The 26545-nt window shown below is 39.6% G+C and carries 24 protein-coding genes and 6 tRNA genes; 19 read left to right on the forward strand and 11 right to left on the reverse strand.

What is annotated here, in order from left to right; all coding sequences use genetic code 11:
• Positions 1-88: 88 nt before the first annotated feature.
• The 6 genes from ACH8JV_RS07560 (at position 89) to ACH8JV_RS07585 (ending at position 744) form a co-directional block, all read left to right on the forward strand.
• Positions 89-164, forward strand: a tRNA-Val gene (locus tag ACH8JV_RS07560).
• Between the two features lie 24 nt (positions 165-188).
• Positions 189-265: transfer RNA gene (locus ACH8JV_RS07565), tRNA-Asp, on the forward strand.
• A 47-nt stretch (positions 266-312) separates the two neighbouring features.
• A tRNA-Asp gene (locus tag ACH8JV_RS07570) sits at positions 313-389 on the forward strand.
• A 21-nt stretch (positions 390-410) separates the two neighbouring features.
• A tRNA-Val gene (locus ACH8JV_RS07575) sits at positions 411-486 on the forward strand.
• Between the two features lie 39 nt (positions 487-525).
• Positions 526-602 (forward strand) — tRNA-Asp (locus ACH8JV_RS07580).
• 66 nt (positions 603-668) lie between these two features.
• A tRNA-Val gene (locus ACH8JV_RS07585) sits at positions 669-744 on the forward strand.
• A gap of 227 nt (positions 745-971) precedes the next feature.
• On the opposite strand, the gene ACH8JV_RS07590 is transcribed toward ACH8JV_RS07585, so the two are convergent.
• The 4 genes from ACH8JV_RS07590 to yccS form a co-directional block, all read right to left on the reverse strand.
• Positions 972-1757 (reverse strand): YdcF family protein, encoded by a 786-nt coding sequence (locus ACH8JV_RS07590; RefSeq protein WP_396520513.1) that lies wholly within the window; start codon positions 1755-1757, stop codon positions 972-974.
• Between the two features lie 127 nt (positions 1758-1884).
• Positions 1885-4431: a PepSY domain-containing protein gene (locus ACH8JV_RS07595; protein ID WP_396520515.1), complete on the reverse strand. Its 2547-nt coding sequence runs from the start codon at positions 4429-4431 to the stop codon at positions 1885-1887.
• Positions 4432-4588: 157 nt separating this feature from the next.
• A complete protein-coding gene (locus tag ACH8JV_RS07600) occupies positions 4589-5164 on the reverse strand; it encodes an SdpI family protein (RefSeq protein WP_002051565.1) in 576 nt (191 codons plus the stop codon).
• A gap of 100 nt (positions 5165-5264) precedes the next feature.
• Positions 5265-7439, reverse strand: coding sequence for a YccS family putative transporter (gene yccS, locus ACH8JV_RS07605; RefSeq protein ID WP_396520517.1), 2175 nt, complete (start codon positions 7437-7439; stop codon positions 5265-5267).
• Positions 7440-7566: 127 nt separating this feature from the next.
• Between yccS and ACH8JV_RS07610 the strand changes: the two genes are divergently transcribed.
• A complete protein-coding gene (locus ACH8JV_RS07610; protein WP_396520519.1) occupies positions 7567-8781 on the forward strand; it encodes a multidrug effflux MFS transporter in 1215 nt (404 codons plus the stop codon).
• A 27-nt stretch (positions 8782-8808) separates the two neighbouring features.
• Here ACH8JV_RS07610 and ACH8JV_RS07615 read toward each other — a convergent pair whose 3' ends face one another.
• Entirely contained in the window at positions 8809-9513 is a 705-nt protein-coding gene (locus ACH8JV_RS07615; protein ID WP_396520521.1) for a nitroreductase, read from the reverse strand.
• Between the two features lie 510 nt (positions 9514-10023).
• On the opposite strand from ACH8JV_RS07615, the gene ACH8JV_RS07620 reads away from it, so the two are divergent.
• The 6 genes from ACH8JV_RS07620 (at position 10024) to sbmA (ending at position 16128) form a co-directional block, all read left to right on the forward strand.
• Positions 10024-10227, forward strand: a complete 204-nt coding sequence (locus ACH8JV_RS07620) for a hypothetical protein (RefSeq protein WP_311070030.1) — start codon at positions 10024-10026, stop codon at positions 10225-10227.
• Positions 10228-10411: 184 nt separating this feature from the next.
• Positions 10412-10552 carry a hypothetical protein gene (locus ACH8JV_RS07625; protein ID WP_396520605.1) on the forward strand — a complete coding sequence of 47 codons (141 nt, stop codon included), beginning with the start codon at positions 10412-10414 and terminating at the stop codon, positions 10550-10552.
• 99 nt (positions 10553-10651) lie between these two features.
• Positions 10652-12127 (forward strand): sodium:alanine symporter family protein, encoded by a 1476-nt coding sequence (locus tag ACH8JV_RS07630; RefSeq protein ID WP_263614501.1) that lies wholly within the window; start codon positions 10652-10654, stop codon positions 12125-12127.
• A 166-nt stretch (positions 12128-12293) separates the two neighbouring features.
• Positions 12294-13265 carry a patatin-like phospholipase family protein gene (locus tag ACH8JV_RS07635; RefSeq protein WP_311070031.1) on the forward strand — a complete coding sequence of 324 codons (972 nt, stop codon included), beginning with the start codon at positions 12294-12296 and terminating at the stop codon, positions 13263-13265.
• A 195-nt stretch (positions 13266-13460) separates the two neighbouring features.
• A complete protein-coding gene (locus ACH8JV_RS07640) occupies positions 13461-14696 on the forward strand; it encodes a threonine ammonia-lyase (RefSeq protein ID WP_087606030.1) in 1236 nt (411 codons plus the stop codon).
• A gap of 235 nt (positions 14697-14931) precedes the next feature.
• Positions 14932-16128, forward strand: a complete 1197-nt coding sequence (gene sbmA, locus ACH8JV_RS07645; RefSeq protein WP_212510950.1) for a peptide antibiotic transporter SbmA — start codon at positions 14932-14934, stop codon at positions 16126-16128.
• A 42-nt stretch (positions 16129-16170) separates the two neighbouring features.
• Here sbmA and ACH8JV_RS07650 read toward each other — a convergent pair whose 3' ends face one another.
• The gene (locus tag ACH8JV_RS07650; protein WP_396520523.1) at positions 16171-16920 is read right to left on the reverse strand and encodes a DUF4850 domain-containing protein; all 750 of its coding nucleotides are present in this window, start codon (positions 16918-16920) and stop codon (positions 16171-16173) included.
• 126 nt (positions 16921-17046) lie between these two features.
• Here ACH8JV_RS07650 and ACH8JV_RS07655 point away from each other — a divergent pair, with 126 nt between their 5' ends.
• Together ACH8JV_RS07655 and ACH8JV_RS07660 are read left to right on the forward strand one after the other, a co-directional pair.
• Positions 17047-18114 (forward strand): DUF1176 domain-containing protein, encoded by a 1068-nt coding sequence (locus ACH8JV_RS07655; protein ID WP_396520525.1) that lies wholly within the window; start codon positions 17047-17049, stop codon positions 18112-18114.
• Positions 18115-18197: 83 nt separating this feature from the next.
• On the forward strand, positions 18198-18716 hold the full coding sequence (locus ACH8JV_RS07660) for a hypothetical protein (protein ID WP_004705802.1): 519 nt from the start codon (positions 18198-18200) through the stop codon (positions 18714-18716).
• A 78-nt stretch (positions 18717-18794) separates the two neighbouring features.
• Here ACH8JV_RS07660 and ACH8JV_RS07665 read toward each other — a convergent pair whose 3' ends face one another.
• From ACH8JV_RS07665 to gatC, 5 genes are all read right to left on the reverse strand, one after another.
• Complete coding sequence (locus ACH8JV_RS07665; RefSeq protein ID WP_396520527.1) at positions 18795-19373, reverse strand: DJ-1/PfpI family protein; 579 nt, start codon at positions 19371-19373, stop codon at positions 18795-18797.
• Positions 19374-19542: 169 nt separating this feature from the next.
• The gene (locus tag ACH8JV_RS07670; RefSeq protein ID WP_114270221.1) at positions 19543-20007 is read right to left on the reverse strand and encodes a hypothetical protein; all 465 of its coding nucleotides are present in this window, start codon (positions 20005-20007) and stop codon (positions 19543-19545) included.
• Positions 20008-20118: 111 nt separating this feature from the next.
• Positions 20119-21588 (reverse strand): Asp-tRNA(Asn)/Glu-tRNA(Gln) amidotransferase subunit GatB, encoded by a 1470-nt coding sequence (gene gatB / locus ACH8JV_RS07675; RefSeq protein ID WP_000796643.1) that lies wholly within the window; start codon positions 21586-21588, stop codon positions 20119-20121.
• Positions 21588-23066: an Asp-tRNA(Asn)/Glu-tRNA(Gln) amidotransferase subunit GatA gene (gene gatA, locus ACH8JV_RS07680; protein ID WP_288420189.1), complete on the reverse strand. Its 1479-nt coding sequence runs from the start codon at positions 23064-23066 to the stop codon at positions 21588-21590. The genes gatB and gatA overlap by 1 nt, the downstream gene beginning before the upstream one ends.
• A 53-nt stretch (positions 23067-23119) precedes the next feature.
• On the reverse strand, positions 23120-23434 hold the full coding sequence (gatC, locus tag ACH8JV_RS07685; RefSeq protein WP_000107699.1) for an Asp-tRNA(Asn)/Glu-tRNA(Gln) amidotransferase subunit GatC: 315 nt from the start codon (positions 23432-23434) through the stop codon (positions 23120-23122).
• A 133-nt stretch (positions 23435-23567) separates the two neighbouring features.
• On the opposite strand from gatC, the gene ACH8JV_RS07690 reads away from it, so the two are divergent.
• The 4 genes from ACH8JV_RS07690 to ACH8JV_RS07705 are packed head-to-tail and all read left to right on the forward strand — an operon-like array spanning position 23568 to position 26508.
• Positions 23568-24608: a rod shape-determining protein gene (locus ACH8JV_RS07690; RefSeq protein ID WP_000601379.1), complete on the forward strand. Its 1041-nt coding sequence runs from the start codon at positions 23568-23570 to the stop codon at positions 24606-24608.
• A 16-nt stretch (positions 24609-24624) separates the two neighbouring features.
• The gene (gene mreC, locus ACH8JV_RS07695) at positions 24625-25482 is read left to right on the forward strand and encodes a rod shape-determining protein MreC (protein WP_002051136.1); all 858 of its coding nucleotides are present in this window, start codon (positions 24625-24627) and stop codon (positions 25480-25482) included.
• Complete coding sequence (gene mreD / locus ACH8JV_RS07700; RefSeq protein WP_396520529.1) at positions 25469-25960, forward strand: rod shape-determining protein MreD; 492 nt, start codon at positions 25469-25471, stop codon at positions 25958-25960. Before mreC ends, mreD begins: the two co-directional genes overlap by 14 nt.
• Positions 25948-26508 (forward strand): Maf-like protein, encoded by a 561-nt coding sequence (locus tag ACH8JV_RS07705; RefSeq protein ID WP_396520531.1) that lies wholly within the window; start codon positions 25948-25950, stop codon positions 26506-26508. The genes mreD and ACH8JV_RS07705 overlap by 13 nt, the downstream gene beginning before the upstream one ends.
• Positions 26509-26545 lie beyond the last annotated feature (37 nt).

The raw sequence follows: 26545 nt of genomic DNA on the forward strand, positions 1-26545 counted from the left end.
TTCGCATTTTTTTGAAAAGTTGTCGAAAAGCGTTTGACACCTGTTAAAGATTCTCTATAATGCACCTCACAAACGATGAAGACGTTAAGGGCGCTTAGCTCAGTTGGTAGAGCGTCTGCCTTACAAGCAGAATGTCGGCGGTTCGATCCCGTCAGCGCCCACCAAGCCTTTACGTTAAGCTCTCAAGTGCAGCGGTAGTTCAGTTGGTTAGAATACCGGCCTGTCACGCCGGGGGTCGCGGGTTCGAGCCCCGTCCGCTGCGCCACTTAAGACTTAACATCGTTTACCCCACAATTGCGATATTGTGAAAGTGCAGCGGTAGTTCAGTTGGTTAGAATACCGGCCTGTCACGCCGGGGGTCGCGGGTTCGAGCCCCGTCCGCTGCGCCACTTTTATAAAACGCTTTTGCAGGGCGCTTAGCTCAGTTGGTAGAGCGTCTGCCTTACAAGCAGAATGTCGGCGGTTCGATCCCGTCAGCGCCCACCATAATTTGTGACCATGCTTTATTTTTAAAGTATTGCAAGTGCAGCGGTAGTTCAGTTGGTTAGAATACCGGCCTGTCACGCCGGGGGTCGCGGGTTCGAGCCCCGTCCGCTGCGCCATTCTCTTGATTCCCTGATCTAGAGGATGTAATGTATAAAGACTTCGTTTGTTGTCTTTTTCAATCAGGGCGCTTAGCTCAGTTGGTAGAGCGTCTGCCTTACAAGCAGAATGTCGGCGGTTCGATCCCGTCAGCGCCCACCATAATTTTTTAAGTTTTAAAAAATATGCACTAATTTATTTAGTGTTTTTGGCGTTTCTGCTATTCCTATTTCTTATCTATCTATTTTATCTCTTCTATTGTTAGTCAAAACCTATCCTTTCTATGCTTAATTTTTTAAGTTCAGATTTTATTACTTTAAATTATGATTACTATCTGGTTTAACTAAAGCTGCCATGCCGTAAAGCAATAGCAGCTTTCTGAACCAAGATTAATACTCGTTTAGAATCCAGCCACTCGCATACGCAAAGTATTCACGTAGCCAAGCGTTATAGCGGGTGACCAAAGGCGTTTCAGCAGCAACTGTATAAACCTGGGTATAGCCTTGTTTCTTTGCAATAGCTGCAGCCCGTGGGGTATGGAAGTCACTTGTAACAATCGCAATAGGTTGATCAATACTAATATGACTCTGTTCAAGTAATGGTTTGCTGTTTCTAAGGTTAAGTTCAGTACTTGTGCTTTTGTCTTCAAGAATCATTCGGTCTTTTGCTATATGAAAACGTTGTTCCAAGTAACGAGACATGACTAATGCTTCGGGTTCTTTTTCTGAAAAGTCTAAACCACCTGTTAAAACAACTTTCGCTTGAGGTTGCGAAAGGGCAACAGGGGCTGCTGTATCAAGGCGTTTTGCAAGAATGGCAGAAGGTTGACCATTTTCTACACCACTACCTAAAACAATAATTGCTTTCACAGCGGGAATATTTTGACCTGTATCTTTATTTTCTTTAATAAAATTAAAAAAATAGCCTAAGCCGATTAACCAGATCCAAAGACATAGCCATCCAAAACGCCAAACTGAATGCAGTCGATAGTGATAAAAGAAAAAACGTTCCAGATGATAATAAAATAATGCATAGAGGCAGAAAAATGCCCCTAAGATTAAAGGAACAATTGTGCCTACATGAATTTTATTTAGAAAAGCTAGAAATAAGCCGTCCAAAAATAAAATCGAACCAATGATGGCTAAGAAAATCCGAATCCACTTACTGACTTGCATTGTGTTTAAAGTTGCAATTTAAATTGCAGACAGTGTATGCAAAATCATTACTAATTCAATGCTGATTGCAATAAAAAGCCGAGTAAAGCATTTTTAGCTATTACTCGGCTTTATTATTTATTAAAATTTAATAAACATCACGGCGATAACGACCTTGTTGTCTTAGCTCATCCACTTGTTCTTCACCTAAAATATCAATAAGCGCTTGATCTACTCCGCTAGCCATTCCTTCAATACTTCCACAAACATAAAGAACTGCACCGCGCTCAATCCAGTTGACCAATTCCGCTGCATTTTCTCTTATTAAATCTTGAACATATATACGTTGTTCTTGATCACGTGAGAATGCCAAATCAAGTCGCTTTAACATTCCCATTGTTTGCCAAGCTTCAATAGTTGATGCATAGAAGAAATCATGAGTTCGTTGGCGTTCACCAAAAATAAGCCAATTTTCAGTATAGTTATGACGAGTTCGCGTATGAAGTAAACTCATTAAACCTGCGATTCCCGTTCCATTGCCGATACAGATAATTGGACGATTATCATCGATCAAGTGAAAAGATTCATTGGTGCGAATACGTAATGCAATACTCTGATTAATTTCTGTGTATTGAGTCAGCCAGCCAGATCCTAACCCTAAATCACCAGATTCATCGGATTGCTGGCGAACAACCAAACGAAGCACTTGCTGAGAAGGAATGCTAGCAATTGAATATTCCCGCGTTGGTAGGGTAGGGAGCTGTTCTAATAAGTGATCCAGATTAGCAAACGGTTCAATTTCACCCGTTAAATCTTTATTCCAAAGCGCCTTTTCAATAGAAATTTGTAGCGAGTCTACTACTGCATTTCTAAGAATATGGTGGTGTTGTAAAAACTCATTAATACGTTCAGGACTATTACCTGGTTGTATTTCAGCAATATCTCCCGCTTGCCATACAGCTTCATGATTGGCAGTAAGTTCAATATTGTAAGCGGGTTGCCCTAGACTATTTGGGTTGAGTAAATCACGTTGTTGTAATGTCCAAGTGTCAAATACTTTTTCAAGATTAACAGCATGCAAATCTAGTTTAGTTGCTTTTGTAAGAGCTTGATTCCAGTTTTGAATATGTGCTGGATTTGCATTATCGACTTCAATCGTATCAAAGTAGGCTTCAGCTCCATTGTTTTTAAGCCACGCATCTACAGTGTGACCAAAACTACAATAAGTATCTGGATATTCTTTCGAGCCTAAAGCTAACACAGCATATCTGAGATGTTTGAGCTCTAATTGCGTTTTTAATAGCTTTTTAGCAAAACTCGAAGCTAAATCTGGTGCCTCTCCAGTACCATAAGTACTGATCACAAAAAGAATTTGTTCATGCTGTTGTAAATCTGCTTCAGTTAACTGTTGTATAGATTTAACCTGAACAGGTTGATGTGCTTCTTGTAAGCTAGTTGCGGTACTCCATGCGAGTTGCTCTGCAACTCCTGTTTGGGTGGCATAAGTAATTAACCAAGGTTTAGCATTTTGATCAATGTAGTGACCAGCTAAAGATTGGCGAGCAGCTTGTGTTAATTTTTTCTGTTTACGACGTTTTAGGTAAAGCATCCATCCGGTAACAAAGAACAAAGGCATTGCTAAAGACGCAAGCATTGCTACAAATTGATAAACCGGACCAAAAAAGCTACCACGGTGTACGGGTAACATGCTACTCATGATTTTTTGATTAAGCTTTTTATCTTCATAAAGCTCCATCTTTTCAATACTGGCAGTTTTATAGTTATAGACAGCTTGGTTACGTGCACGTTCATGTTGTGGTGTTGCATCAACAAAAGTTAATTCTAATTTTCCATCATCTTTTTTCGGTAAATTCACTGTTAAAGTTGAATAGTCGCGTCCGATTTTATTGTTAAAGCCGCTCCAAGTCTGGTTGAGGGCAGTAATTAGCTGAGTGCTATCTAATTTAGCTTCAGAAGATTTGTCTTTATTACGTCCAGCTCCGCCATGTCCTTGCATTTTAGGTTGTTCTACACCTAGTACTTTGAACATGCCGCTACGCCACCAGTCATACGACCAATATAAACCTGTACACGCAAAAAGAAGATAAAAAACAATAACCCATGTGCCTACGACAGCGTGTAAATCCCAAATAAAATTTCGACCTTTAAGTTTGGGTTTAACAGCAAGCCATTGACGTGCAGAGTGTTTCTTTGGCCAACGTAAATATAATCCGCTCAAGACAAAATAAATGAGCATGAGGGCACAAGCACCAGTAATTTGTTTACCGAACTCACCAGCAGTTAAGTTACGGTGAATTTGTTGTATTAATAGAAGTAACTCGCGGCCTTTAATATCAGGCAATACCTTTGCTGTATAAGGGTTAACCATCATATTGTAGCCACGTCGTTCGCCTTCTTTTTCAATGTTTACAACAGATGAGGCGGTAGGATCTTTGGCTATGGTAATGCTATTAATTTTAATTTCAGGCTGGGTTGTTGTGAAATGCTGATAAAGCTGAGCAGGGGTAAGCTTAGGTGAGCTTTCTGCTTGCACAACATAACTATCTGTATTTACCCATTTTAAAATTTGTTGATCATAAGAATAAATTGCGCCTGTAACACCCATAATTGATAAGATGAGGCCAGCACTAATACCCATAAACCAATGAATTTGAAATAAAAACTTTTTAAACATGGTCGAAAAATGTGAATATGATGGAGATCTTGTAACGGAGTATAGCCGAAGATTGAGTAGATAGTATGGATTTTGGAGATAATATTAATTTTCATTATCATTTATTTTTAGCATAATAAAAAACCTCCTGTAAAGGAGGTTTTTTAATGAGGTGAACTTATAAAGTTTTTGGTTCACCTACAGTTTCTTTCAAATGCTTACGAATTGTATTGAAAGAAAAGTTTTTAGAGTCCATGCGTTTAGGCAAGATATACGCACCTTGCTGTTCTTGGCCCTTAGGATCTTTTACTTTAAAGTTAACTAAAATAAAGTCAGGGGTGTTGTACCATTCATAGATGTTTTTCCATCCAATAGTTCCAACGCCTTCTTGTAATCCCATTTGCTGGCGCATTACGATACCGTGAGGTTGTACACCTAAGCGAATGCCTTTAATTTCCTGTACAGGAAATTCATTCATCTTACGCTTCACGTACCATTCCAAACCATATGTGCGGCCAAGGTAATAAAGCACTACACCAACAATGGCAACCCAGCAAATCACTGTAGAGTAGTTCTTAATAAAAATAAGACCTAAAATCGCAAGGGCTAAAATTACGCCCATAATTGCCCAGATTTTTGTGCTGATTTTATTGGTGCTGCGCCAGATAAGAAGCTGTGCATTACGTTGTTCAGCTTCTGTTACCTCGTAAGGAACTGGCTGAAGCGTATAAGCATATAAAGTTTTCGCGGTCATAGTGCAAATAACAAATTGTAAACTGTTTTAAGTTTAGCATTAATTGGCATAAGTCAGGAAAGGATATTATGCCAATTTCATACTAAATTCCGACTCAAATTTATAATGATGCGAGTTCACTGGCATCATTATCAAGATCATGACTTAGTCGTTGTTTCAACATACTAAATCGATTTAAAACACTCAGCATCAGTGATAACTGCTGTAAAATAATGAGTGATTTCTGGTCATCTTCATCATTTTGGCTTAGACGCTGACGTATCGTTTTTAGCATGTTTTGTGCTGTAAGATCAGGCATTTCATCTCTTAATAGCGCACCTTGTATGTCGTCTAACGCTTGATCTAGAACTTTAAGAACCGCTTGATCTTGAATCTTTTCCCGATGTGCTCCAAGTGCTGCGATATAACTTAAAAATGTATGATTGAGACATAGAAATTCAAATATATCTGACTTGCGGGTAGGGTCAAAATCTGGCTCAGTGGCTAAAGTTGAAATGAGTGAAGCGACCTCAGCATCGGTATTATGGGCGGCACGGCGAACAATACGATAATTAAGCGCATGGTTATGTCCTTCATGGTATTGCTTTACCACTTCCGCTAAATAATTACATTGTGCTTGTAAGGAGCGTCGAATACTGCGCGGTAGGCGGCGGAACTTCCAGTCAGGCCAAATAAAGGTGACACCAAACCATGCTAAAGCACATCCAATTAAGGTATCAACAAATCTAGGAATAGCCGCAGCGACTGCCGAGCCATCTAAGTTAAAGTTAATTAATGCCAAAATTGTGATGAAAGCGGTTGCTTGGGCATATTGCTTACTACGTAACTCGAAAAATAGTACGCCGCTTAAGATCAGCATGACTAATTGCCCTTCCACAGAAGGGACTAGAAACACCACACTAAGACCGACAATAATGCCGACCAGTGTTCCAACTATACGCAAACGTAGGCGGCGCTTGGTCGCGTTAAAGTTAGGTTGGCTAACAAATAGTGCAGTCAGCATAATCCAGTAGCCATATTCGATCCGAGTGGTTTGAATAAATACATATCCAATGAAAAGAACAATCGATACTCGAATGGCATGACGAAACAGCACAGATTCAGGTGTTAGATTTTGTTTAATTCGAACAACAATATCATTCCAACCCTTTAAATCATCATCTTTGAGTTGGTTTTCAGCCTGTTTAACTTTATCAGACTGAATGTGCTGTTCCGTTTCTAAGTTGAGTAATTGTGAGTCGATAGACTTCAAATTTCGGTATAAGGCGAAAAGTGCATTTACCCAGAGTAAGTCATACTGTTGATCATTTCTTAACTTTACTAAAGATAAGCGTAAGTTCTCAAAACTTTGCTTAAAGCGTTTGTTATGGATATATGGTTTGCGCTGTAAAATACATTCATTTAGCTCTTGGCAAGCTTTACCTTGAATCGCCAAAATACGCTGAAATCTAAATAAAATATCACTGTGCTGAAAAATTTTGGCTAACTTTTGATAGTCAATATGGGCAGAGTCTGCACGTTCATGAATATCTTGTGCAACAAAGTAATAATGTAAGCTACGGCGAGTACCTTTTTGTCCACGGTCACCTTTTAAACGGGTTAAAAGGGCGGTTTTAAGATCATTAAAAATTGTTATTAATTTGCCATTTTCTAATGAAAGATCAATCATGCTCTGCTGATAACTCGCAGGAGTCATATCAACATCAAATAAATTAGATTTAGCAAATAGAAAGTCGCCTAGTGAAGCATAAGACGCGGCAAGTTTGTCTTGAAGCTGACGAACCGGAAATAATAAAAAGCTAATGGTTGCAATAAGCCCGTACCATGCTGCACCCGCGACCAAAAGCGCTGGCTGTATATACCACTGGTCAAATAAATGGACTCCGAGCATGGTATAAACCGAAACAACCAGACATCCATAAGAGATTGTTGCGTAACGGCGGCCTAATGACCCCAGTAAAATCCAGCCAATGCAAGAGGCGATTAGTCCTAGTGCAAAAAGCATTGGATAAGGGAAAAGTAATTGTACGGAAGCTGCGGTAATGAAGAAACCAATATAGGTATAAATCAAATTCATGATACGCACTGAAAAGCGATCATCGATGTCACTTAAACCAGCTGCGACCACACCTAAAGTAAGGGGAATTGTTGCTAATTGATGGCCTAGAAAATAAGGCACGAATGCAGTTCCTGAAAAGGCGATCAGCATCCGCACGTTATACATAAATGATGTGTTATAAGTCGCTCTTTTTAGGCGTTTAAACCAAGATTTCAAATGAAGTCCTTGCTGATCAACCTGAGTGATAAAGGATTTGCGTATTTCTACACCAATGTTGCACAAATCATACGATAGACAGTGTAAGCTTGTCTGTATGCAAATGATTGAAAAATGAAATATCGTTATGTCTGAACAAACAGCCCAGCGTCAATATTCAATTGGCTGGATTATGTTGCTCGCTTTACTCACTGCTTTAGGGCCATTATCCATTGATATGTACTTACCAGCGTTGCCTCAAATGGCTCATGATTTTGGGGTAAGTACACAAATGGTAGCAAACACATTACCTGCTTATTTTTTTGGTTTAGCCATTGGTCAATTAGTGTATGGACCTTTAAGCGACCGTATCGGAAGAAAGAAACCACTTTATTTTGGGCTTGCGCTTTATGCAGTTGCAAGCTTGTTTTGCGTGCTCGCTACAAATGAATGGAGTCTAATAGCAGCGCGTATTTTGCAGGCTTTAGGTGGTTGTGTAGGTGTGGTTATGGCTCGTGCTGCTATACGTGATCGGTTAGATGTTCAAGGTTCGGCACAAGCTTTTTCTAGCATGATGATCGTGATGGGTTTAGCACCTATTTTGGCACCCATGATTGGAGCTTGGATTTTAATCTGGTTTCCGTGGCAAGCGATTTTCATTGCACTTTCAATTGTTGGAGCAATCTGCTGGTTATGCATATATTTCTTTTTTAAAGAAACTTTGGCAATCGATAAAAGGCTCAAGTTATCTTTATATCAAGTGGCTACCTTATATGGTGCTATTTTCAAAGATGCGAGCTTCCGGTTACCTATGTTCGCAGGGTGTTTAACTGGTGCCGCATTATTTTGCTATATCAGTTCAGCTCCAGCTGTTTTTATGGACCAGTATGGCCTAAATCAGCAAGAGTTTGCTTACGTATTTGGGCTGAATGCTTTTGGCATTATGTTGATGTCATCTTTAAACAAGCACTTAACAACACGTGTTGAAATCACTAAACGTTTAAGAGCTGGTTCAATGGTACAAGTGACAGGGGCAAGCATTGTATTAATTGCTGGTTTAATTCCTGCGGCACCTTTATGGCTTGTAATGATCGGGTTATTTTTAGCGATTTCTGGAATTGGTTTAACAGGACCCAATGCCATGGCTCTTGCCATGTCAAAGCAAGGCGCACGAGCAGGAACAGCCAGTGCAATCATGGGAAGCATGCAATTTGCTTGTGGTTTACTAGGGGGAGTGCTGCTTAACTTTCTAGTTTGGTCTGCATCACTTAATATGGGCGTGATGATGGTGCTATTTACTTTAAGTGGTTTCATCGTTGTTTTAAAAGCAGCACAACAGGCAAAAAGCAAACCTCTCTCATAATTTTAAGAGAGGGGTTTTCAGAAACTCTTAATCTAGAAAGACTGCGAAATTCTCTACAGGTTCTCTAGGTGTAATAAATGTATTTACAATGTGTGCAGGATCGGCATGGCCTAATGCAACTGCACATACCAGCTCTTCATCATCTGCTGCGCCCAAAATATCTAAAACTATCGGGTGGAAATGATTCCATGCTGCCTGTGGACATGTATCTAAACCACGTGCTTTAGCAGCGACCATGACATTTTGAATCATCATGGCGATATCCATTTTTGAACCAATTCCCATTGCTTTATTGACTGTAAAGAAAATCCCGACTGGTGCATCAAACAGTTTGAAATTACGTAACTGCTGTGCAGCCATTTTTTCTTTTTCACCCTTTTTAATCTCTAGTAGACCATAAAGTCCCCAACCATTTTCGCGGCGACGATCAATAAAGGGTGAAACCCATTTTTCAGGGTAATAGGCAAAGGTTTCTTTATATTGTTCCGCAAGTTCTGGATTTTTAGAAATCTCAACTTGTGCTGCACAAACGCGCTCTACCATTTCATCACGTTTTTGCCCTGTCACTACATAGACTTTCCATGGTTGAGTATTGGTCCCAGAAGGTGCTCGACTTGCGACTTTTAAGATGTCTTTAATGACTTCAGACTCAATTGGAGTATTTAAAAAAGCACGAACAGAGAGTCGAGAGGTAATAGCTTCGTCAACAAGGCGGACTTGTTCCAGATTCATGAGTACTCCTGATCCTTTCTTTCAATATTGACTGCTTTATAAAAGTCTAATTTCATATGTTGAAACAGATGCATTTATAAGCAAAAAATATTAGAAAAGAGATATCCTTACATGTATGATGAGTCGATTCGTTTAGACATAATGTCTAATCAATGATAATTCGAATATGCCACTTTCTATTCTAATAGACAAAATAGTGTGACTTCGTCAGTTATAAAAATAAAAGTATAACAGTGGATGAGCGAAAAATATTCAACTAGAAAAAAGGTATAATATGTTTAAAAACAGTACAAAACGGATGATTTTGTATGAAATGCGACCAATTTTTATATAAAATTTTAATGAAAAACATACACAAAAGTTTAAATTTCTGCATAATACCGATTTTTTACGCAAGTATGATTTCTCCATACTGACGTTAGGAAAAAGTAGTAGCTGCATAATAAAATACTTTTACAAAAAGGATTTTATGCAGAAGTGGAGAAATACACGAGGTATAAGGAGCTTTACATGAGTTTACCGCTCATCAACAAGCAGTTCATGAAACAAGGATTGGCGATTACCATTGCAACCATGAAAATGAACTTAACTCACGCAACGACTAAGCCACAAAAAATACAACAGCTTGGTACACATCTCAACGCACTCTTCTTTAATTGTAAAGAAAGGGGCTCAGATAGTCGCGTCATAGCGATCGCTTGTTACAGTCTTTGAAATTTATATGCAGTTTAGACATTCGCTCAAAAGTATATGTAAATATGCTTATTGGCTTAAATCCAGATTTTTTGTAACTCGATTAATTGATGGGAATCATTAAGCGAGCTGATTTAGCGGTGGTCATTTGTTAGTTTCCAAGTTTGTAGCCGAGTCGATGCATACTGTTCACCCAAATGGGGTTATGTTCAGTGATGCGATGAATTCATTTTATTTGAAGGATGCTTTCTCTCATGCAACCTTCAAAGGCTTAGTGCTGGGCATCATGTTGCTTAAACTTGTGACGATAATTGCTATTCAATTGACATTAAAAGTTTTTTCTTAAATGTACTGAAAAAGTCCCTATTGCTAGGGGCTTTTTTGTTTATTGCAGTATTTTGGCTTGTGCTAATAGCACATTAGCAAGAACGTAAGCGGACCGAGTATGAATGAACAACTCAATGCGACATTGATGTCGTGGGTAAAATTTTTTAATGACCCTTTATGGGATTTCCTAGTTATTTTCTTGCTGGCTGTCGGTATTTTTTATACGGTCTTAACAGGTGCAGTGCAAATTCGCATGTTCTTGCAAAGTATTCGTGTCATGAAAAGCAGTCGTACAGAAGGCGAAGATGAGCATGGTCTTACACCTTTCCAAGCATTTGTAACAGGTCTTGCGAGCCGTGTTGGGGTAGGTAACATTGCTGGTGTAGCAATCGCTATCGCAATTGGTGGTCCTGGTGCAGTGTTCTGGATGTGGGTAACAGCTGTTCTTGGTATGAGCTCGGCTTTCATTGAGTCTACACTTGCCCAGCTATTTAAAGTTCGAGACAGCAAGAGCAAACAATTCCGTGGTGGACCGGCTTACTATATTACTCAAGGTTTACGTAGTAAAACCTTTGGTGTGGTTTTCGCACTAGCATTAATCTTTACTTACGGTTTTGTATTTAACTCAGTACAAATCAATGCGATTGCTAATGCATCTTCGCATGCATGGGGTTGGGACAAAGCCAATCTTATTGCTCATTTAGGTGGCGTTGATTTAGAAATCTCTTGGGTTGGTCTTGCGCTTGTCGTTATGGTTGCGTTGGCAATTTTTGGTGGTATTAAACGTATCGCTAAATTTGCAGAAATGTTCGTACCTTTAAAAGCAGGTCTTTACCTATCTGTAGCGTTATATATTGCATTAAGCAACTATGCAATTTTACCTGATGTGTTAAAACTCATTGTAACTGAAGCTTTCCATTTCAATGCTGCGGCAGGTGGTTTCTTTGGTGCTGCCGTATCAATGGCAATGATGCAAGGTATTAAACGTGGTTTGTTCTCAAACGAAGCAGGTATGGGTTCTGCACCAAACGCAGCTGCTGCGTCTGATGTAAAACATCCTGTAAACCAAGGTTTAGTACAAATGCTTGGTGTATTCGTAGATACATTTATTGTATGTACAAGTACGGCAATCATTATTTTAGTTTCTGGTGTTTACCAAGATGCTGGCTTTGTTGGTGTTGAATTAACTCAACGTGCATTAGAGACTCAAGTTGGACACTGGGGATCTGACTTCCTAGCAGTTCTATTATTCTTGTTCTGTTATTCTGCTGTATTAGGTAACTATGCTTATGCAGAAAGTAACGTACAGTTCATTAATAACAACCCGAAAGTTATGTTCATCTTCCGTATTTTTGTATTGGTGATGGTGTACTTCGGTGCAATTGGTAGTGTTCCACTCGTTTGGTCAATGGCTGACTTGTTTATGGGTATCATGGCGACTATTAACTTAATCGCAATTTTACTTTTAACGCCTGTAGCTCGTACTTTGTTGAAAGACTACCGTGAGCAATTAAAACAAGGTATTAAAGAACCAGAATTTAAAATTAATAAATATCCAGAGTTGAAGAAAAAAGTCGATTCAGATATTTGGTAATTTTCAAAAAAGCCCCTTAGCAATAAGGGGCTTTTTTTATGATGCATAAAAACACTTGAGTATAAAATTTAAACATGACAAATTAAATAAATTCACTACAGCTTTTCACAAAACGAGCAACTAAAATTGCAATTCGAAAATTAACGTCATAGTGCAAAGATGGGCCATGAAACAGCTTAAATTGTGGGTTCTCGGACTTTCTATGGTGTTGGCTGGATGCCAGACCACCTCACACTTGTCTGCCTTAAAACCGCAAACGGCAGAGGCATACTCACGTTTTGTTGATCAGCCTTTTGCCCAGCTCAAGAAACAACATAAAAAACCAGTTGTTGCGTTAGTGTTAGGTAGTGGTGGAGCCCGAGGTTATGCACATATCGGCGTGATTGAAGTTTTAGAGCAGCATGGTATTCGTCCTGATTTTATTGTTGGAACTAGTGCAGGCAGTATTGTTGGGGCAATTTATGCGAGTGGAAAAACACCTGATGAACTGCGCGATACCGCATTGAAAATGAAAGCGGCCGATGTTCGTGATATTAGTATCGGTTTAAAAGGTTTTTTTGATGGCAAAAAAGTTGAAGACTATGTAAACCAACAAGTAAATAACTTGCCGCTCGAAAAAATGAAAATACCGATGTATGTGGTTGCAACAGAGCTCAAGCATGGTACAAAAACCGTATTTAACTATGGCAATACTGGGCAAGCTGTTAGAGCATCTGCTTCAATTCCAAGTATGTTTATACCCACTAAAATTGGTAAATCTGAATATGTAGATGGCGGTTTAGTCAGTCCAGTACCTGTTGAAGTCGCTCGTGACTTAGGTGCAGATGTTATTATTGCTGTCGATATTTTAGCTCAACCGATTTATACGGAAACCTCGAATGTATGGGGGCTATTTAACCAGAATATTAATATTATGCAAGGGCGTTTAGCTGCTGAAGAACTTCAATATGCAGATGTCGTGATTCAACCGGATTTAAGAGAAAAAGCCCATATTTTTGATGTGAAAGGCCGTGAAGCAACCATGAGAGCTGGTATAGATGCAGCAAATGCAAAACTGTCTGATATTCAGTTTGCAATTGATGAAAAAATAGCTGAACAGAATCTTTCTACCGATGGTTTAAGTGCCCAGTCAAAATAAGTTATAAGCAAGTATATGAAAATTAAATAAAAGCCCGAGAAGGGCTTTTTTGTTGAAAAATAAAAGATTTGTATGTGCTGACAAAAAATTTTGTATAGTGGAGCTATGCTGAAAACTACTCATGACAGATATGAGAAATTCATGCTATTTTCAAAAAAATAATTGATTTGTAACGTATTGAGGCCGATTAATTAGATGATTCAGCAACAGGTAAAACATGAGTTTCCAACATTAGAAGATATACATGCCGCTGCAGAGCGTTTAGATGGTTTAGTGGTTAAAACACCTTTTGTTTTTTCAGAAACCATTTCTAAAACCCTAGGGGCAGAAATGTGGCTGAAATTTGAAAATCTACAATTTACGGCTTCTTTTAAAGAAAGAGGCGCATTGAATAAACTCTTGAGTTTATCTGAACAAGAAAAGCAACATGGTGTAATCGCTGCTTCAGCGGGGAACCATGCACAAGGGGTTGCTTATCATGCTCAGCGTACAGGCGTAACAGCAACCATTGTCATGCCTAAGTCGACCCCCAATGTGAAGGTACAACGAGTACGTGAATACGGTGCACGTGTAATTTTGCATGGACAGGACTTCTCGGAAGCTGCTGCTGAAATGCACCGTGTCGCTCAAGAAGAATCATTAACCATTATTCATCCTTTTGATGATGCTGAAATTATTGCTGGTCAAGGTACTATCGCGCTTGAAATGCTAGGTGCCGTGCCTGATTTGGACATATTAGTGGTTCCTATTGGTGGTGGTGGTCTCATTTCTGGTATTGCGATTGCAGCAAAATCGATAAATCCTAAAATTAAGGTCATCGGGGTTCAGTCGGTGGTTTACCCAAGCATGGCGAAATTGCTTTGTAACTATCAAATTGCGGTTTCCTTAGGTTCAACCGTAGCTGAAGGTATTGCGGTTAAAACTCCGGGTGAGCTGACGACTCAAGTCGCTAAAGAATACGTTGATGACATTGTCGTTGTCACTGAAGACATGATTGAAGAAGCGATTGCGCTGTTACTTAACATTGAGAAAACAGTGTGCGAAGGAGCAGGGGCGACAGGTATCGCTGCAATTATGTCTCGACCAGATCTATTTTTAGGTCATAAAGTCGGGGTTGTTTTATCTGGGGGTAATATTGATACACGAGTGATGGTTTCCGTATTACAGCGTCATTTAACGCGTACAGGACGTATGGTTCGTATTCGTGTTGAATTACCAGATAATCCGGGTGCTTTAGCGCGTTTAACAGCAATTATTGCTGAGCAAGGCGGTAACATTTACGAACTGCGCCATGAACGCTTTGCTGCCACAAGTCGTGCCAAAGAAAGTGCGGTCAGTGTTGATGTCGAGTTAAAAAGTGCTCCAGATCTGGAGCCTTTAATTCAGGCCATGCAGCTTGAAGGTTATATTGTTCGTAAAGAAGAGATTTAAACACAGATATCGCTATGATATAAAAGCCGTATATGGCTCTTAAGGGAGTCATATACGAAGCAATTTAAATGGATTAAATTGCAAAAAGGATGAATTTACAAAAAAACGATCAAATCCTTCAATGAAATGGGAAAAACTGACAATTCTCTAAACTTTGCCATTCACAATTTTAAGGTTTAGGTTTTAGTATTCTCTTCATTGCAAATTTGAAGAAATATAGGGATAAAAACACTCAATGTTCAAATCATTTTTTCCGTCTCCACGGTATTTTTTTATATCTGTAGTTATTTGGCTCGCGCTAAATATGGTGCTCTGGTATACAGGGGGAGAACACTGGGGGCAGTATGTAGGCTTTCCTCATGGTTATGCAGATGCTGAGTTGCCTGTTGGTGTAAGTCGCTTCTGGTCACCTGCTTTCTTATGGTTTTATCTCTGGTTCTTTATCTCAACAGCATTGTTTGCTGGTTTTTGGAAAATTGTTTCTAATAATCCGTGGCAGCGTTGGTCTATCTGGGGATCAGCATTTATTCTATTTAATATCTGGTTTGCTGTTCAGTCCAGTGTTGCTATTAATGCATGGTATGTACCATTTTGGGACTTAATTCAAAAAATGCTTTCTAGTGGAGGGGGGGATCTCTCTGCACTATACAGTGAAACCCTAGTTTTTCTTTATATTGCAATGGTCGCTGTGACTTTAGCTGTCATTAATGCTTTTTTCACAAGTCATTATGTATTCCGTTGGCGTACGGCAATGAATGAATACTATACGGAACATTGGGAAAAGCTTCGCCATATTGAAGGTGCTTCGCAGCGTGTACAAGAAGATACCATGCGTTTTGCAACCATTTTGGAAGATTTAGGGGTAGAGTTGGTAAAAGCTGTTATTACATTGATTGCTTTCTTACCTATTTTATTTCAACTTTCTAAACACGTTACTGTTTTACCAATTGTTGGTGAGTTAGATCACTCTTTGGTATGGGCTGCAATAGTATGGTCAATTTTTGGTACCATTTTATTAATGGTGGTTGGTATTAAATTGCCAGGATTGCAATTTAATAATCAAAAAGTAGAAGCAGCTTACCGTAAAGAACTGGTTTATGGCGAAGATCATGCTGATCGTGCAAAACCTGCTACCTTACGTGAGTTATTTAGTAATGTACGTAAAAATTATTTTAGACTTTACTTTCATTATGCCTATTTCAATATGACGGCGATTTGGTATGGACAACTTGATATTTTATATAACTTGGTTGTTCTCTTCCCATCTATAGCTGCTGGTAAACTCACATTAGGTTTAATTCAACAAATTGCAAATGTGTTTGGTCGAGTAAGAGATTCATTCCAATATCTAATTAGTTCATGGAAAACCATTATTGAGTTACTTTCGATTTACAAGCGTTTAAAAGCTTTTGAATCAATATTGCATAAATAAATAAAAACCCGCGAAAGCGGGTTTTTTTATAGGTGCAAATATTTAATGAGTTGCATTATAAAAATTAAGGATAGGGCCAACTAATGATTGCTGAGATTTATCTAAGGTGACTTGAATCTCTTTATAGTTGAACGTGTCCTCATCATGATATTTGGCAATACCATGCGTTTTATTGTTCACTTGTGGAATTTGATAACTAAAAAAAGCCACTTTTTTTGAGGGATGAACAATATTAATGAGTTTCTTAGGGTCTTTGAATCCGCCAAACTCATTTTCAACACTTTCTTTTAACAGTTCAGGAAAATACAGCGTTGCATTTGGTAATCCACACCCAACGCAAAAAGAAGAGTCATAAAGCTCTATCGCTTGTTTTTGATCTGGACTCATTGCTAAAGCAAAACCAGTTCCATTCGCACCTGCATTTGCTTCTACATCTTGCCAGTTACGTGGAACCAGTACTAATCCTATTTCAGGTAATGCGAGAAGCTTGAGTTGCTTAGCATGTTGAGTATCGAGTTTAAAATTAAAATTGCAGCTTTTAGGTGTGCATTTTTCAAAATCTTTAAGTAAACCATCCTCCATTGGGTTTTGTGCAGTAACGCCATAAAAAGGGACTGTAACGCCGTTTAAAAAATTTGCTTCTCCAAGCTTGTAGAACTGATTATCTGCTTTGCGGGTTGCATCAGAGCTATCAAACTTTGGAAAAAGAGGAGTAAAGCTTTTTACTTCTGCATAAGCAGTTGAAGTGAGACTTACCAATGCCGTGCATAATAAAAAATTTAATTTTTTCATTTTTAGAAAGTAATCAATTTAAAATCTTATATAAATCTAACATATTCTTTTAAACTATAAGGTAGTTCAAAATTGAAAACTGTTTTTAATTTCATAATAAAAACAGATTTATAGAGATATGGAAAAATGAAAAATATACTTTCAATTTGCTGTTTAGCAGCAATAAGTTCTTATAGTTTTGCTCAAGATATTAAAGGCATTTCATTTTCTCATCAAGAGTGGGAAATCTATTGTAGTAATACGGGTACTTGTAAGGCTGCTGGCTATCAAAATGAAGACAATGGTGATAATCCAGCTTCAATTTTAATAACGCGTAAAGCAGGGCCAAAACAACCTGTGCAAGTTGAGTTTGCTTTGTCTGACTATGAACAAAGCATGCCTGCAAATCAGCTTAAAAATATCCATTTTTATATCAATGGCAAAGACTTAGGGCTTGTGGCTGTAGATGGTACTGAGCTGCCAATTATGGGTAAATTAACTAGTTCACAAGCCAATGCTGTACTGCAGCAGTCTAAACAGAAAACTGAAATTGTATTTAAAAATGCGCAACATGAATGGAAAATTTCTGATGCAGGTATGACTGCTGTGTTATTAAAAATGGATGATTTTCAGAAGCGTATTGGGACCGTTGGTGCTTTAGTCAAAAAGGGCAGTGCCAATGAAAATCAAGTGCTGATGCCTGAACCAAAACTAGTTGTAAAACGTATTAAAACGGCAACTAAACCTTACTTAACTTTACAGCCAAAAAATAAACAGTACCAAACAATATACCGTAGCCTGATGGCAGCTAAACCGAATCCGAAAGAAGACGGCTTTTGTGAAGGCGTTTATGGCGGTAATAGTGATGGAGCTGAACCACAAGAAATTGACCTATATAAATTAACCAATCAAAAAGTTCTGGCGACTACATTGTGTTGGAAAGGGGCTTATAACGAAGGGTATGGAGCTTGGGTACTCGATGAGTCTTTAAATGGTAAGGCAACGTTTGTGACCGAGTCCGCTTCGGATTTCGATAGCGGTATGATCAGCAGTTCTCAAAAGGGACGAGGTATTGGAGATTGTTGGGCAAGTGAAGAATGGGTCTGGGATGGCAAGAGTTTTGTGCATACTAAGGATATGTGGACGGGTATGTGCAAAGGCTTGGCCGCAGGTGGGGTGTGGGAGCTTGATCGTATTGAATCAGTCGTAAAGTAAGTATTTTACAGTTACAGAGTCATAACAGGTAACTTTGGTGACTCTGTGATAAAAAGAACAGATTGTTTATTGGAGCTAGACCTATGTCACGTCATCTTTACGCTATTGCTCGCCATAAGTTTTCACATCTGAGTCGTTCAATATGTGTGGCGGCGGCTGTACTAGGCACAACACAAATTGCAATGGCGGGTCCAACGGTCGATCAGCTCAGTGATTGTCTTGTTAAAGCGACAACAGCTTCAGATAAAACTACAGTGCTTCAGTGGACATTTACGGCTTTAGCAGCTCATCCCGATCTAAAAGCATTTAGTAATGTAACGCCTGAGCAAAAAGATCAGTTAGATCAAAAACTGGCTCAAGTTTTACAACGGGTGATTGTGGAGCAATGTTCTACCCAAACTAAAGCTGTGATTAAGGCAGAAGGTGTTAAGGCAGTTGGAGAAGCTTTCCAACAGTTAGGTCAAAGTGCTGGTGAAGATATTGTTAAAGACCCAGCTGTTAAACAGCAGTTACAAGGTACATTGCGTTATATCGATTTAAATAAATTAGTGACGACGTTTTTAACACCAGAAATTTGGAATAAATTAGGGATTACAAGATAAAAATCTAGTTTTCTATTTTAGTAATAAAGCCTGCTATCTAAGAGCAGGCTTTATTGTATTTGGGATAAAGAAATCTCTTTAGATCGTAATTGTAGCCCCTAAAACTTTCACAAATTGAGCTAACCAAGCTGGATGTGCAGGCCAAGCTGGAGCAGTCACCAAATGTCCATCTGTAACAGCATCAGTTACAGCAATATCTGCATATTGACCACCTGCGAGTTTTACTTCGACAGCACATGCTGGATAAGCAGAACAGAGGCGGCCTTTTAAAATGTCAGCCGCTGCGAGTAACTGAGCGCCATGGCATACGGCTGCAATTGGTTTTTTCACTCGATCGAACTCACGTACAATTTCGACAACACGTTCATTCATGCGTAAATACTCTGGTGCTCGACCACCCGGAATGACTAGGCCTACATAGTCTTCGGTATTAATGACATTAAAATCATAGTTAATCGCGAAGTTGTGGCCTCGTTTTTCGCTATAAGTTTGTTCGCCTTCAAAATCATGAATAGCTGTCGCAATATGGTCACCGTTCTTTTTATTTGGGCAAACAGCATGCACGGTATAACCTAAACCTGTTAAGAACTGAAATGGAACCATAGTTTCATAGTCTTCAGCATAGTCACCGACTAACATTAAAATCTTTTTAGACATGATTTATCCCTCTTTTTAAAATATAAGTGATTTCTATTTTTAATTTAAATTAGCATAACGGTAGTGTGATTTTTAGGAAAAAGCTCATTCTTTAGTCGAAGAGTGTTTCGTAAGTGATATAAAAAAAGCCTCGATAAATAGAGGCTTTTAAATTTATGGGGTCTGATTTTTATAACTCACAAGCTTTACCTTCATATTCACGACGGTTAAGGGTGTATTCCTTACCATTCCATCGATAAATAGGAAAACAGAAGCCTGTTCCCCCATTTTCAATATCAGGCCAGCCATCTTTGCCTTTAGTTTTCAAAAAGGTGGGAATGCCAGAGTCGCTAAATAGTTTTTTCCATTGACCATCTTTTTGCTGTGAAACTATATAATAGCCAACACCCGTATTGCCATAACACATAGTGCTACTATCTTGAATAACCGCATCTTTATAGCCATCGCCATTTAAATCTTTATAAATGATAATTTCACCAGTATCACAGTTACCTTTCCAGCCATGTTTTGTTTTTTTGAAATTTGCAGCTTTAAAAATAGATGCTACTTCACTCTTTGGGACTTGAACCGTTTGAGCAAAAAGTGTCGAGTTTATTAACAATAAAGAAGCAGTAATAAGTAATTTATTTGTCATGGATAACCTATCAGAATGGTTTTAGTTTAAAAATTATTTTGGATTGATTGAGTTTTTGAAATAGATAAAAACCCGCTCTAAAGCGGGTTTTTATCTAAAAGCTAGATTGGCTTAACCAATTAACTTTTTCATTAATTCATTTACTTGAGCAGGGTTGGCTTTACCCTTAGAAGCTTTCATGACTTGACCAACAAGACCGTTAAAGGCTTTCTCTTTACCAGACTTGTACTCTTCAACCATTTTTTCATTGGCTGCAAGTACTTCTTTAATGATTGCTTCAATTGCACCTGTGTCGGTTTCTTGCTTTAAGCCTTTTTCTGCAATAATGTCATCGGCAGATTTACCTTCCGATTCCCACATAAAGCCAAAGACTTGTTTTGCAATCTTACCGCTAATGGTGTTGTCAACAATACGAGCAATCATGCCACCAAGCTGTTCAGCAGAAACAGGTGAGTCAGCCAAATCTAGGCCTGCTTTGTTTAAAGCACCTGAGAATTCGCCCATTACCCAGTTTGCAGATACTTTACCTTGCTTCGCACCGCCAGCAGCAGCCACAACAGCTTCATAGAAGTCTGCCATTTCGCGTGAGAGCGTAAGTACATGTGCATCGTACTCAGTTACACCAAAGTCTGCGATAAAGCGTGCACGACGTGCGGCAGGAAGCTCTGGGAGAGCAGCGCGAGCAGCTTCGATTTGCTCATCTGCAATAATCACTGGTAACAAATCTGGATCTGGGAAGTAGCGGTAATCGTTCGCTTCTTCTTTAGAACGCATTGAACGCGTTTCCATTTTGTTTGGATCGAACAAACGAGTTTCTTGGTCGATACTTCCGCCGTATTCCAAAATTTCCATTTGGCGTTCAATTTCAACATTGATCGCTTGCTCAATGAAACGGAATGAGTTGAGGTTTTTAAGCTCGCAACGTGTACCAAACGGTTGGCCCGGGCGGCGTAAAGACACGTTACAGTCCGCACGGAATGAACCTTCTGCCATGTTACCGTCAGAAATACCTAACCAACGTACCAGCGTGTGAATCGCTTTGATATAAGCAACAGCTTCTTCAACCGAACGCATATCGGGTTCAGAAACGATTTCAAGCAAAGGAGTACCAGCACGGTTTAAGTCAATGCCAGACATGCCTTCAAATTGGTCGTGTACAGATTTACCCGCATCTTCTTCAAGGTGAGCACGAGTTACACCAATACGTTTAGTCGTACCATCTTCAAGTTGAATGTCGATATGACCCAAGCCCACAATCGGATTGTCCATTTGACTAATTTGATAGCCTTTTGGTGAGTCAGGGTAGAAGTAGTTTTTACGTGCAAACACAGAAGCTTGATCGATGTAGGCATCGATACCTAAACCAAAGCGGATAGCAAGATCAACTACTTTTTCATTCAAAACAGGGAGTACACCCGGCATAGCCAAGTCGACAAGGCTCGCTTGTGTATTTGGGTCTTGACCAAATTCAGTCGATGAACCAGAGAAAATTTTAGAATTGGTTGCAAGCTGAGTGTGAATCTCGATACCAATAACGACTTCCCAACCGTCAATCAGTTTCAACTTTTGAGCTTCAGCCATTATGCATTCTCCTCAGCAATTGCCGCACGTTGAGTATGGAAATCGGTGTTTTGTTGGTATTGATGAACAATCGACAACAGTTGTGATTCTGACCAATAGTTACCAATCAACTGTAAGCCTACAGGCAAACTGTCTTTATCAAAACCAACAGGAGCATTAATCGCTGGTAAGCCTGCTAAGTTCACTGCAAGTGTATAGATATCGCCTAAATACATTTCAGTTGGACTTAAGTTCGCACCAATTTTATATGCAGTTGTTGGAGCAGCAGGAGCCGCAATCACATCTACATTTTCAAATGCTTTTAAGAAGTCTTGTTGAATTAAACGACGTACTTTTTGAGCTTTCACATAGTAAGCATCGTAATAGCCCGCAGAAAGCGCATATGTACCAATCAAAATACGACGTTGAACTTCTGGACCAAAGCCTTCTGAACGAGAGCGTTTGTAAAGATCCATCAAGTCTGCTGGGTTTTCACAGCGGTAGCCGTAACGAACGCCATCGTAACGAGATAAGTTAGATGATGCTTCTGCTGGCGCAATGAGGTAATACGTCGGTACATAAGCTTCAGTCATGTTGAGATCGATCTCAACAAGCGTAGCACCCATTTCTTCAAGCTTTTTCAAAGACTCTTCAACACGTGCTTTTACGTCTGCATCTAAGCCTGCAACGTTAAAGTACTGTTTAGGAATACCAATGCGTAAACCTTTTACAGATGCGCCATTTAAATTTGCAACGTAGTCATCAACTTCCTTTTTAACCGAAGTCGAGTCTTTTGCATCGTGACCTGCAATTACATTCATGAGGTAAGCACAGTCTTCAGCAGAGCGTGCCATTGGACCTGCTTGGTCTAAAGATGATGCATAAGCAATGATCCCGAAGCGAGATACACGACCATAGGTTGGTTTTAAGCCTGTTAAGCCACAGAAAGAAGCAGGTTGGCGAATTGAGCCACCTGTATCAGTACCAGTTGCAAAAGGTGCTAAATCAGCTGCTACAGCCGCAGCAGAACCACCTGATGATCCACCAGGAACGTGGTCAAGCGCCCATGGGTTGCTGGTTGCACCTACATATGAGCTTTCAGAGGTTGAACCCATCGCAAACTCATCCATGTTCACTTTACCTAAAGTAACAAGACCAGCTGCTTTAGTTTTTTCAACAACAGTTGCATCGTAAGGAGAGATGAAGTTGTCTAATATTTTTGAACCAGCAGTTGTTTTAATACCTTTGGTACAAAAGATATCTTTATGAGCAAGTGGAATACCCGTTAAAGCGGTTGCATTACCCGCTTTTAAAGCTGCATCGGCTGCGTCGGCTTCAGCAAGTGCTTGTTCAGGAGTAACCGTCACGTAGCTTTTTACCAGTGGGTCAATTTTAGCAATACGTTTTAAATAGTGTTCAGTCAATTCGCGAGATGAAAACTTTGCTTGGCTTAAGCCTTCAGCAAGTTCACGAATTGATAAGCGATGTAAATCAGTCATGAGTAAAATTTCTTTACATTCAAAATTGGGAAGATGGATTAATTGACTAAAAGTTATTCAATCACGCGAGGAACAAGATACAAACCATCTTGAGTTGCAGGTGCAACAGCTTGGTATTCATCTCGATGATTGCTTTCAGTTACCACATCAGCACGTAAAGGTTGAGGATTGTCAAAAGGACTCTTCAAAGGTTCTACGCCTTCCGTATCAATGCCTTTTAAGGTTTCCATCATGCCTAAAATTTTATTTAGACTTTGAGCATATTCAGCAGATTGCGTATCATTGAGCGACAATCGAGCAAGATTGGCGATTGCTGAAACTGTTTGTGCATTTAAATCTGCTGAATGCTGTGCATCCGATGTAGACATAACATCACCTAATCAGTATTAAAAATTTTCAAAATATCGTGCGTTATAATAAGCGATTGACTTGTTCAAATCATCACATTTAGTTTAAAGTTGCCACCTTGCATCCACATGAAAGTTTAACTGAGAACGAACCGTGATTCTAAAACGACTAATTGGCTTGTTTTCGCCGGATCTAGCCATTGATTTAGGTACAGCAAATACACTTATTTATGCACCAGGCCGCGGCATTATATTAAATGAACCAACAGTTGTGGCAATTCGTCACAGTGGTTCACAAAAAATTGTTGCTGCTGTAGGGCTGGATGCGAAACAAATGTTAGGCCGTACGCCTGCAAATATTTCTGCAATTCGTCCAATGAAAGACGGTGTAATTGCAGACTTTGAAGTGACTGAAACCATGCTGAATCAGTTCATTGGTAAAGTTCACGAAAAACGTTTGTTCCCACCTGCACCTCGTGTAGTTGTATGTGTACCATGTAAATCAACTTTGGTCGAGCGCCGTGCAATTCGTGAAGCCGTATTTAATGCGGGTGCCCGTGATGTGCGCTTAATTGAAGAGCCAATGGCTGCTGCAATTGGTGCTGGTATGCCAGTTGAACAAGCATGTGGTTCTATGGTTGTGGATGTTGGTGGTGGTACAACTGAAATTGCAATTATTTCATTGCAAGGTTGTGTCTATGCTGATTCTTTACGTATTGGTGGCGATGTATTTGATGAGCAAATCATTAATTATGTTCGTAAAGCTCACGGTTGCGTAATTGGTGAAACCACAGCAGAAATCATTAAAAAAGAAGTAGGTATGGCTGTTTCTGATGGTACGACATTAGAAATTGAAGTACGTGGTCGTAACCTTGCAGAAGGTGTACCTCGTGCAATTACTGTCACTTCTGACGAAATTACTCAAGCGATTTCTGACCCGCTACAAAGCATTGTAAGCGCGGTGAAATCTGCTCTTGAACAAACTCCTCCTGAACTCTCTTCTGATATTGCTGAGCGCGGTATTGTGTTGACAGGTGGCGGTGCGTTACTTCGTAACCTCGACAAACTATTAGCTCAAGAAACTGGTTTACCAGTTGTTGTTGCTGAAGATCCTCTTACTTGTGTGACCCGTGGTGGTGGTAAAGTATTAGAATTCTTCGACAACCCGAACCATGACATGCTTTTCGTCGGTTAAGTTTAAGGATTAGGCGGTGCAACCGAATATTTTTTCAAGACAGCCGCCATCTTTCCGCTCGTTCATTATTGCGGTCATTACATGCTTGGTTGTGCTGTTCTTTGATTGGCGCATGCCTTATGTAATTCAGCCAGCAAGGGATGTCTTGTACGCTGCATATAATCCAATTTATGCGCTTGCAAGCTATCCGGTACTGTCGAGAGAATGGCTGAATCAACAAACTAAATCTGAAACACAACTGCGCCGTGAAAACACTGCAATGCAGGCTGAGTTGTTACAGGCTCAGGTTCGTTTGCAGAAACTGTCTGAATTGTCTGCTGAAAATACCCGATTACGTGGTTTACTCGATACGCCATTAATTATTGATGGCCGTATGGAAATTGCCGAAGTAATTGGAACAGATGCCGATCCGCTACGTCACATTATCATTATTAACCGTGGTTCAATGGATCACCTTAAGGTTGGTCAAACGGTTCTGGATGATAAAGGGATTATGGGACAAATCATTAATGTATATCCTCATAGTTCACGTGTGATGTTACTTTCTGACAAAGAGCATTCACTCTCTGTTCGTTTAGAGCGTACAGGTATGCGTGCGATTGTTTCTGGAACTGGCGATTTAGGTCGTTTGAAAATGGAATACGTTCCAACCAGTGCAAATATTCAGGTTGGTGATAAAGTATTAAGTTCGGGCTTAGGTGAGCATTTCCCAGCAGGCTATGCAGTGGGTACGGTGGCTAAAATTCGTCGCCATAATTCAGGTGAATTTGCTGAAATTGATATTACTCCAGCTGCTCAACTTGCAACAGGACATCACGTGGTTGTGCTTTTCTCTGACTCATTAGCGAAGGAGCAACCTTATGCCGATCGCTAAATTGAAGCGTGAGAAGCGTAAAGATCCACTATGGGGAATTATTCTCTCTGTTATCGTGGGTTCTGTGCTCATGGTTTACCCGCTTTCCTACGATATTTCTGGCTGGCGTCCATTGTTCATGCTTATGATGATGTTGTTTTGGGTCGTTTGCCAACCAACATGGTGTGGGGTGTGGTTTGCATTTGGCATGGGAATTTTTACAGACCTTTTGCTTGATGCACCTTTGGGCTTAAATGCTTTAAGTTTTGTTATTGTTACCTTTGTTACCCGCTTTTTAATACGTGAACGTCGGATTTTGACTTTCGTTAATTTATGGACGATTGCCATTTTAGTGATTATTGCGCACTTGGCATTTATGTGGGTAACCCAAACCATGGGCGGCATTCATTTTTCGATTGCTCGACATTGGCAACCGTTAATAACAAGCATTTTAACTTGGCCTGTTGTTTACTATTGTTTAGCAAAATGGCGCATTTAATTTTAGCTTCAAGTTCTCCGCGTCGTAGGGAACTCTTGCAACAGTTGGGCTTAAATTTTGAAGTTTATAGCCCTGATATTGATGAATCTGTTCATAACGGTGAGCTGGTTCATCAATATGTTGAGCGTTTGGCAAGAGAAAAAGCTCAAGCCGTATTAAATATTTTTCCAGATTCAATTGTTATTGCTGCCGATACAATTCTTGGGCTTGATGGTCAGATTATTGGTAAACCTGACTCAAAACAGCATGCTTTTGAAATTTGGAAACTATTATCTGGCCGTTGGCATGATGTGTTTTCCGGAATTTGTATTGCGACACAGCAGCAAATCTTGAGTGAAGTAGTGCAAACACAAGTTGAGTTTGCATCAATGACTACGCAAGATATGGAAGACTATTGGGCCACAGGAGAACCTGTAGGGAAGGCCGGTGCATATGCAATTCAAGGAATTGCTTCGCAATATATTCCCAAAATTCAAGGAAGTTATAGTAATGTGGTAGGGCTTCCTTTGTACGAATTTTCACAGTTATTCAAAAGAGTGAAGACATAAGGGGTTGTTGATAATTCTTGATTGAATTGCATTGTCG

This window comes from Acinetobacter sp. ABJ_C5_2 (assembly GCF_044538485.1).
Taxonomy (GTDB): Bacteria; Pseudomonadota; Gammaproteobacteria; order Pseudomonadales; family Moraxellaceae; genus Acinetobacter; species Acinetobacter nosocomialis_A.

Bases quoted from the DNA above. Each gene is read 5' to 3' on its own strand.
- ACH8JV_RS07660 (WP_004705802.1), top strand. From the start codon at position 18,198: ATGTCACGTCATCTTTACGCTATTGCTCGCCATAAGTTTTCACATCTG.
- ACH8JV_RS07625 (WP_396520605.1), top strand. From the start codon at position 10,412: ATGTTCAGTGATGCGATGAATTCATTTTATTTGAAGGATGCTTTCTCT.
- ACH8JV_RS07620 (WP_311070030.1), top strand. From the start codon at position 10,024: ATGAGTTTACCGCTCATCAACAAGCAGTTCATGAAACAAGGATTGGCG.
- gatB (WP_000796643.1), bottom strand. From the start codon at position 21,588: ATGGCTGAAGCTCAAAAGTTGAAACTGATTGACGGTTGGGAAGTCGTT.
- ACH8JV_RS07640 (WP_087606030.1), top strand. From the start codon at position 13,461: ATGATTCAGCAACAGGTAAAACATGAGTTTCCAACATTAGAAGATATA.
- gatC (WP_000107699.1), bottom strand. From the start codon at position 23,434: ATGTCTACATCGGATGCACAGCATTCAGCAGATTTAAATGCACAAACA.
- ACH8JV_RS07595 (WP_396520515.1), bottom strand. From the start codon at position 4,431: ATGTTTAAAAAGTTTTTATTTCAAATTCATTGGTTTATGGGTATTAGT.
- gatA (WP_288420189.1), bottom strand. From the start codon at position 23,066: ATGACTGATTTACATCGCTTATCAATTCGTGAACTTGCTGAAGGCTTA.
- sbmA (WP_212510950.1), top strand. From the start codon at position 14,932: ATGTTCAAATCATTTTTTCCGTCTCCACGGTATTTTTTTATATCTGTA.
- ACH8JV_RS07600 (WP_002051565.1), bottom strand. From the start codon at position 5,164: ATGACCGCGAAAACTTTATATGCTTATACGCTTCAGCCAGTTCCTTAC.
- ACH8JV_RS07590 (WP_396520513.1), bottom strand. From the start codon at position 1,757: ATGCAAGTCAGTAAGTGGATTCGGATTTTCTTAGCCATCATTGGTTCG.
- ACH8JV_RS07635 (WP_311070031.1), top strand. From the start codon at position 12,294: ATGAAACAGCTTAAATTGTGGGTTCTCGGACTTTCTATGGTGTTGGCT.
- ACH8JV_RS07655 (WP_396520525.1), top strand. From the start codon at position 17,047: ATGAAAAATATACTTTCAATTTGCTGTTTAGCAGCAATAAGTTCTTAT.
- ACH8JV_RS07650 (WP_396520523.1), bottom strand. From the start codon at position 16,920: ATGAAAAAATTAAATTTTTTATTATGCACGGCATTGGTAAGTCTCACT.
- ACH8JV_RS07670 (WP_114270221.1), bottom strand. From the start codon at position 20,007: ATGACAAATAAATTACTTATTACTGCTTCTTTATTGTTAATAAACTCG.
- ACH8JV_RS07665 (WP_396520527.1), bottom strand. From the start codon at position 19,373: ATGTCTAAAAAGATTTTAATGTTAGTCGGTGACTATGCTGAAGACTAT.
- ACH8JV_RS07705 (WP_396520531.1), top strand. From the start codon at position 25,948: ATGGCGCATTTAATTTTAGCTTCAAGTTCTCCGCGTCGTAGGGAACTC.
- ACH8JV_RS07610 (WP_396520519.1), top strand. From the start codon at position 7,567: ATGTCTGAACAAACAGCCCAGCGTCAATATTCAATTGGCTGGATTATG.
- ACH8JV_RS07630 (WP_263614501.1), top strand. From the start codon at position 10,652: ATGAATGAACAACTCAATGCGACATTGATGTCGTGGGTAAAATTTTTT.
- ACH8JV_RS07615 (WP_396520521.1), bottom strand. From the start codon at position 9,513: ATGAATCTGGAACAAGTCCGCCTTGTTGACGAAGCTATTACCTCTCGA.
- mreD (WP_396520529.1), top strand. From the start codon at position 25,469: ATGCCGATCGCTAAATTGAAGCGTGAGAAGCGTAAAGATCCACTATGG.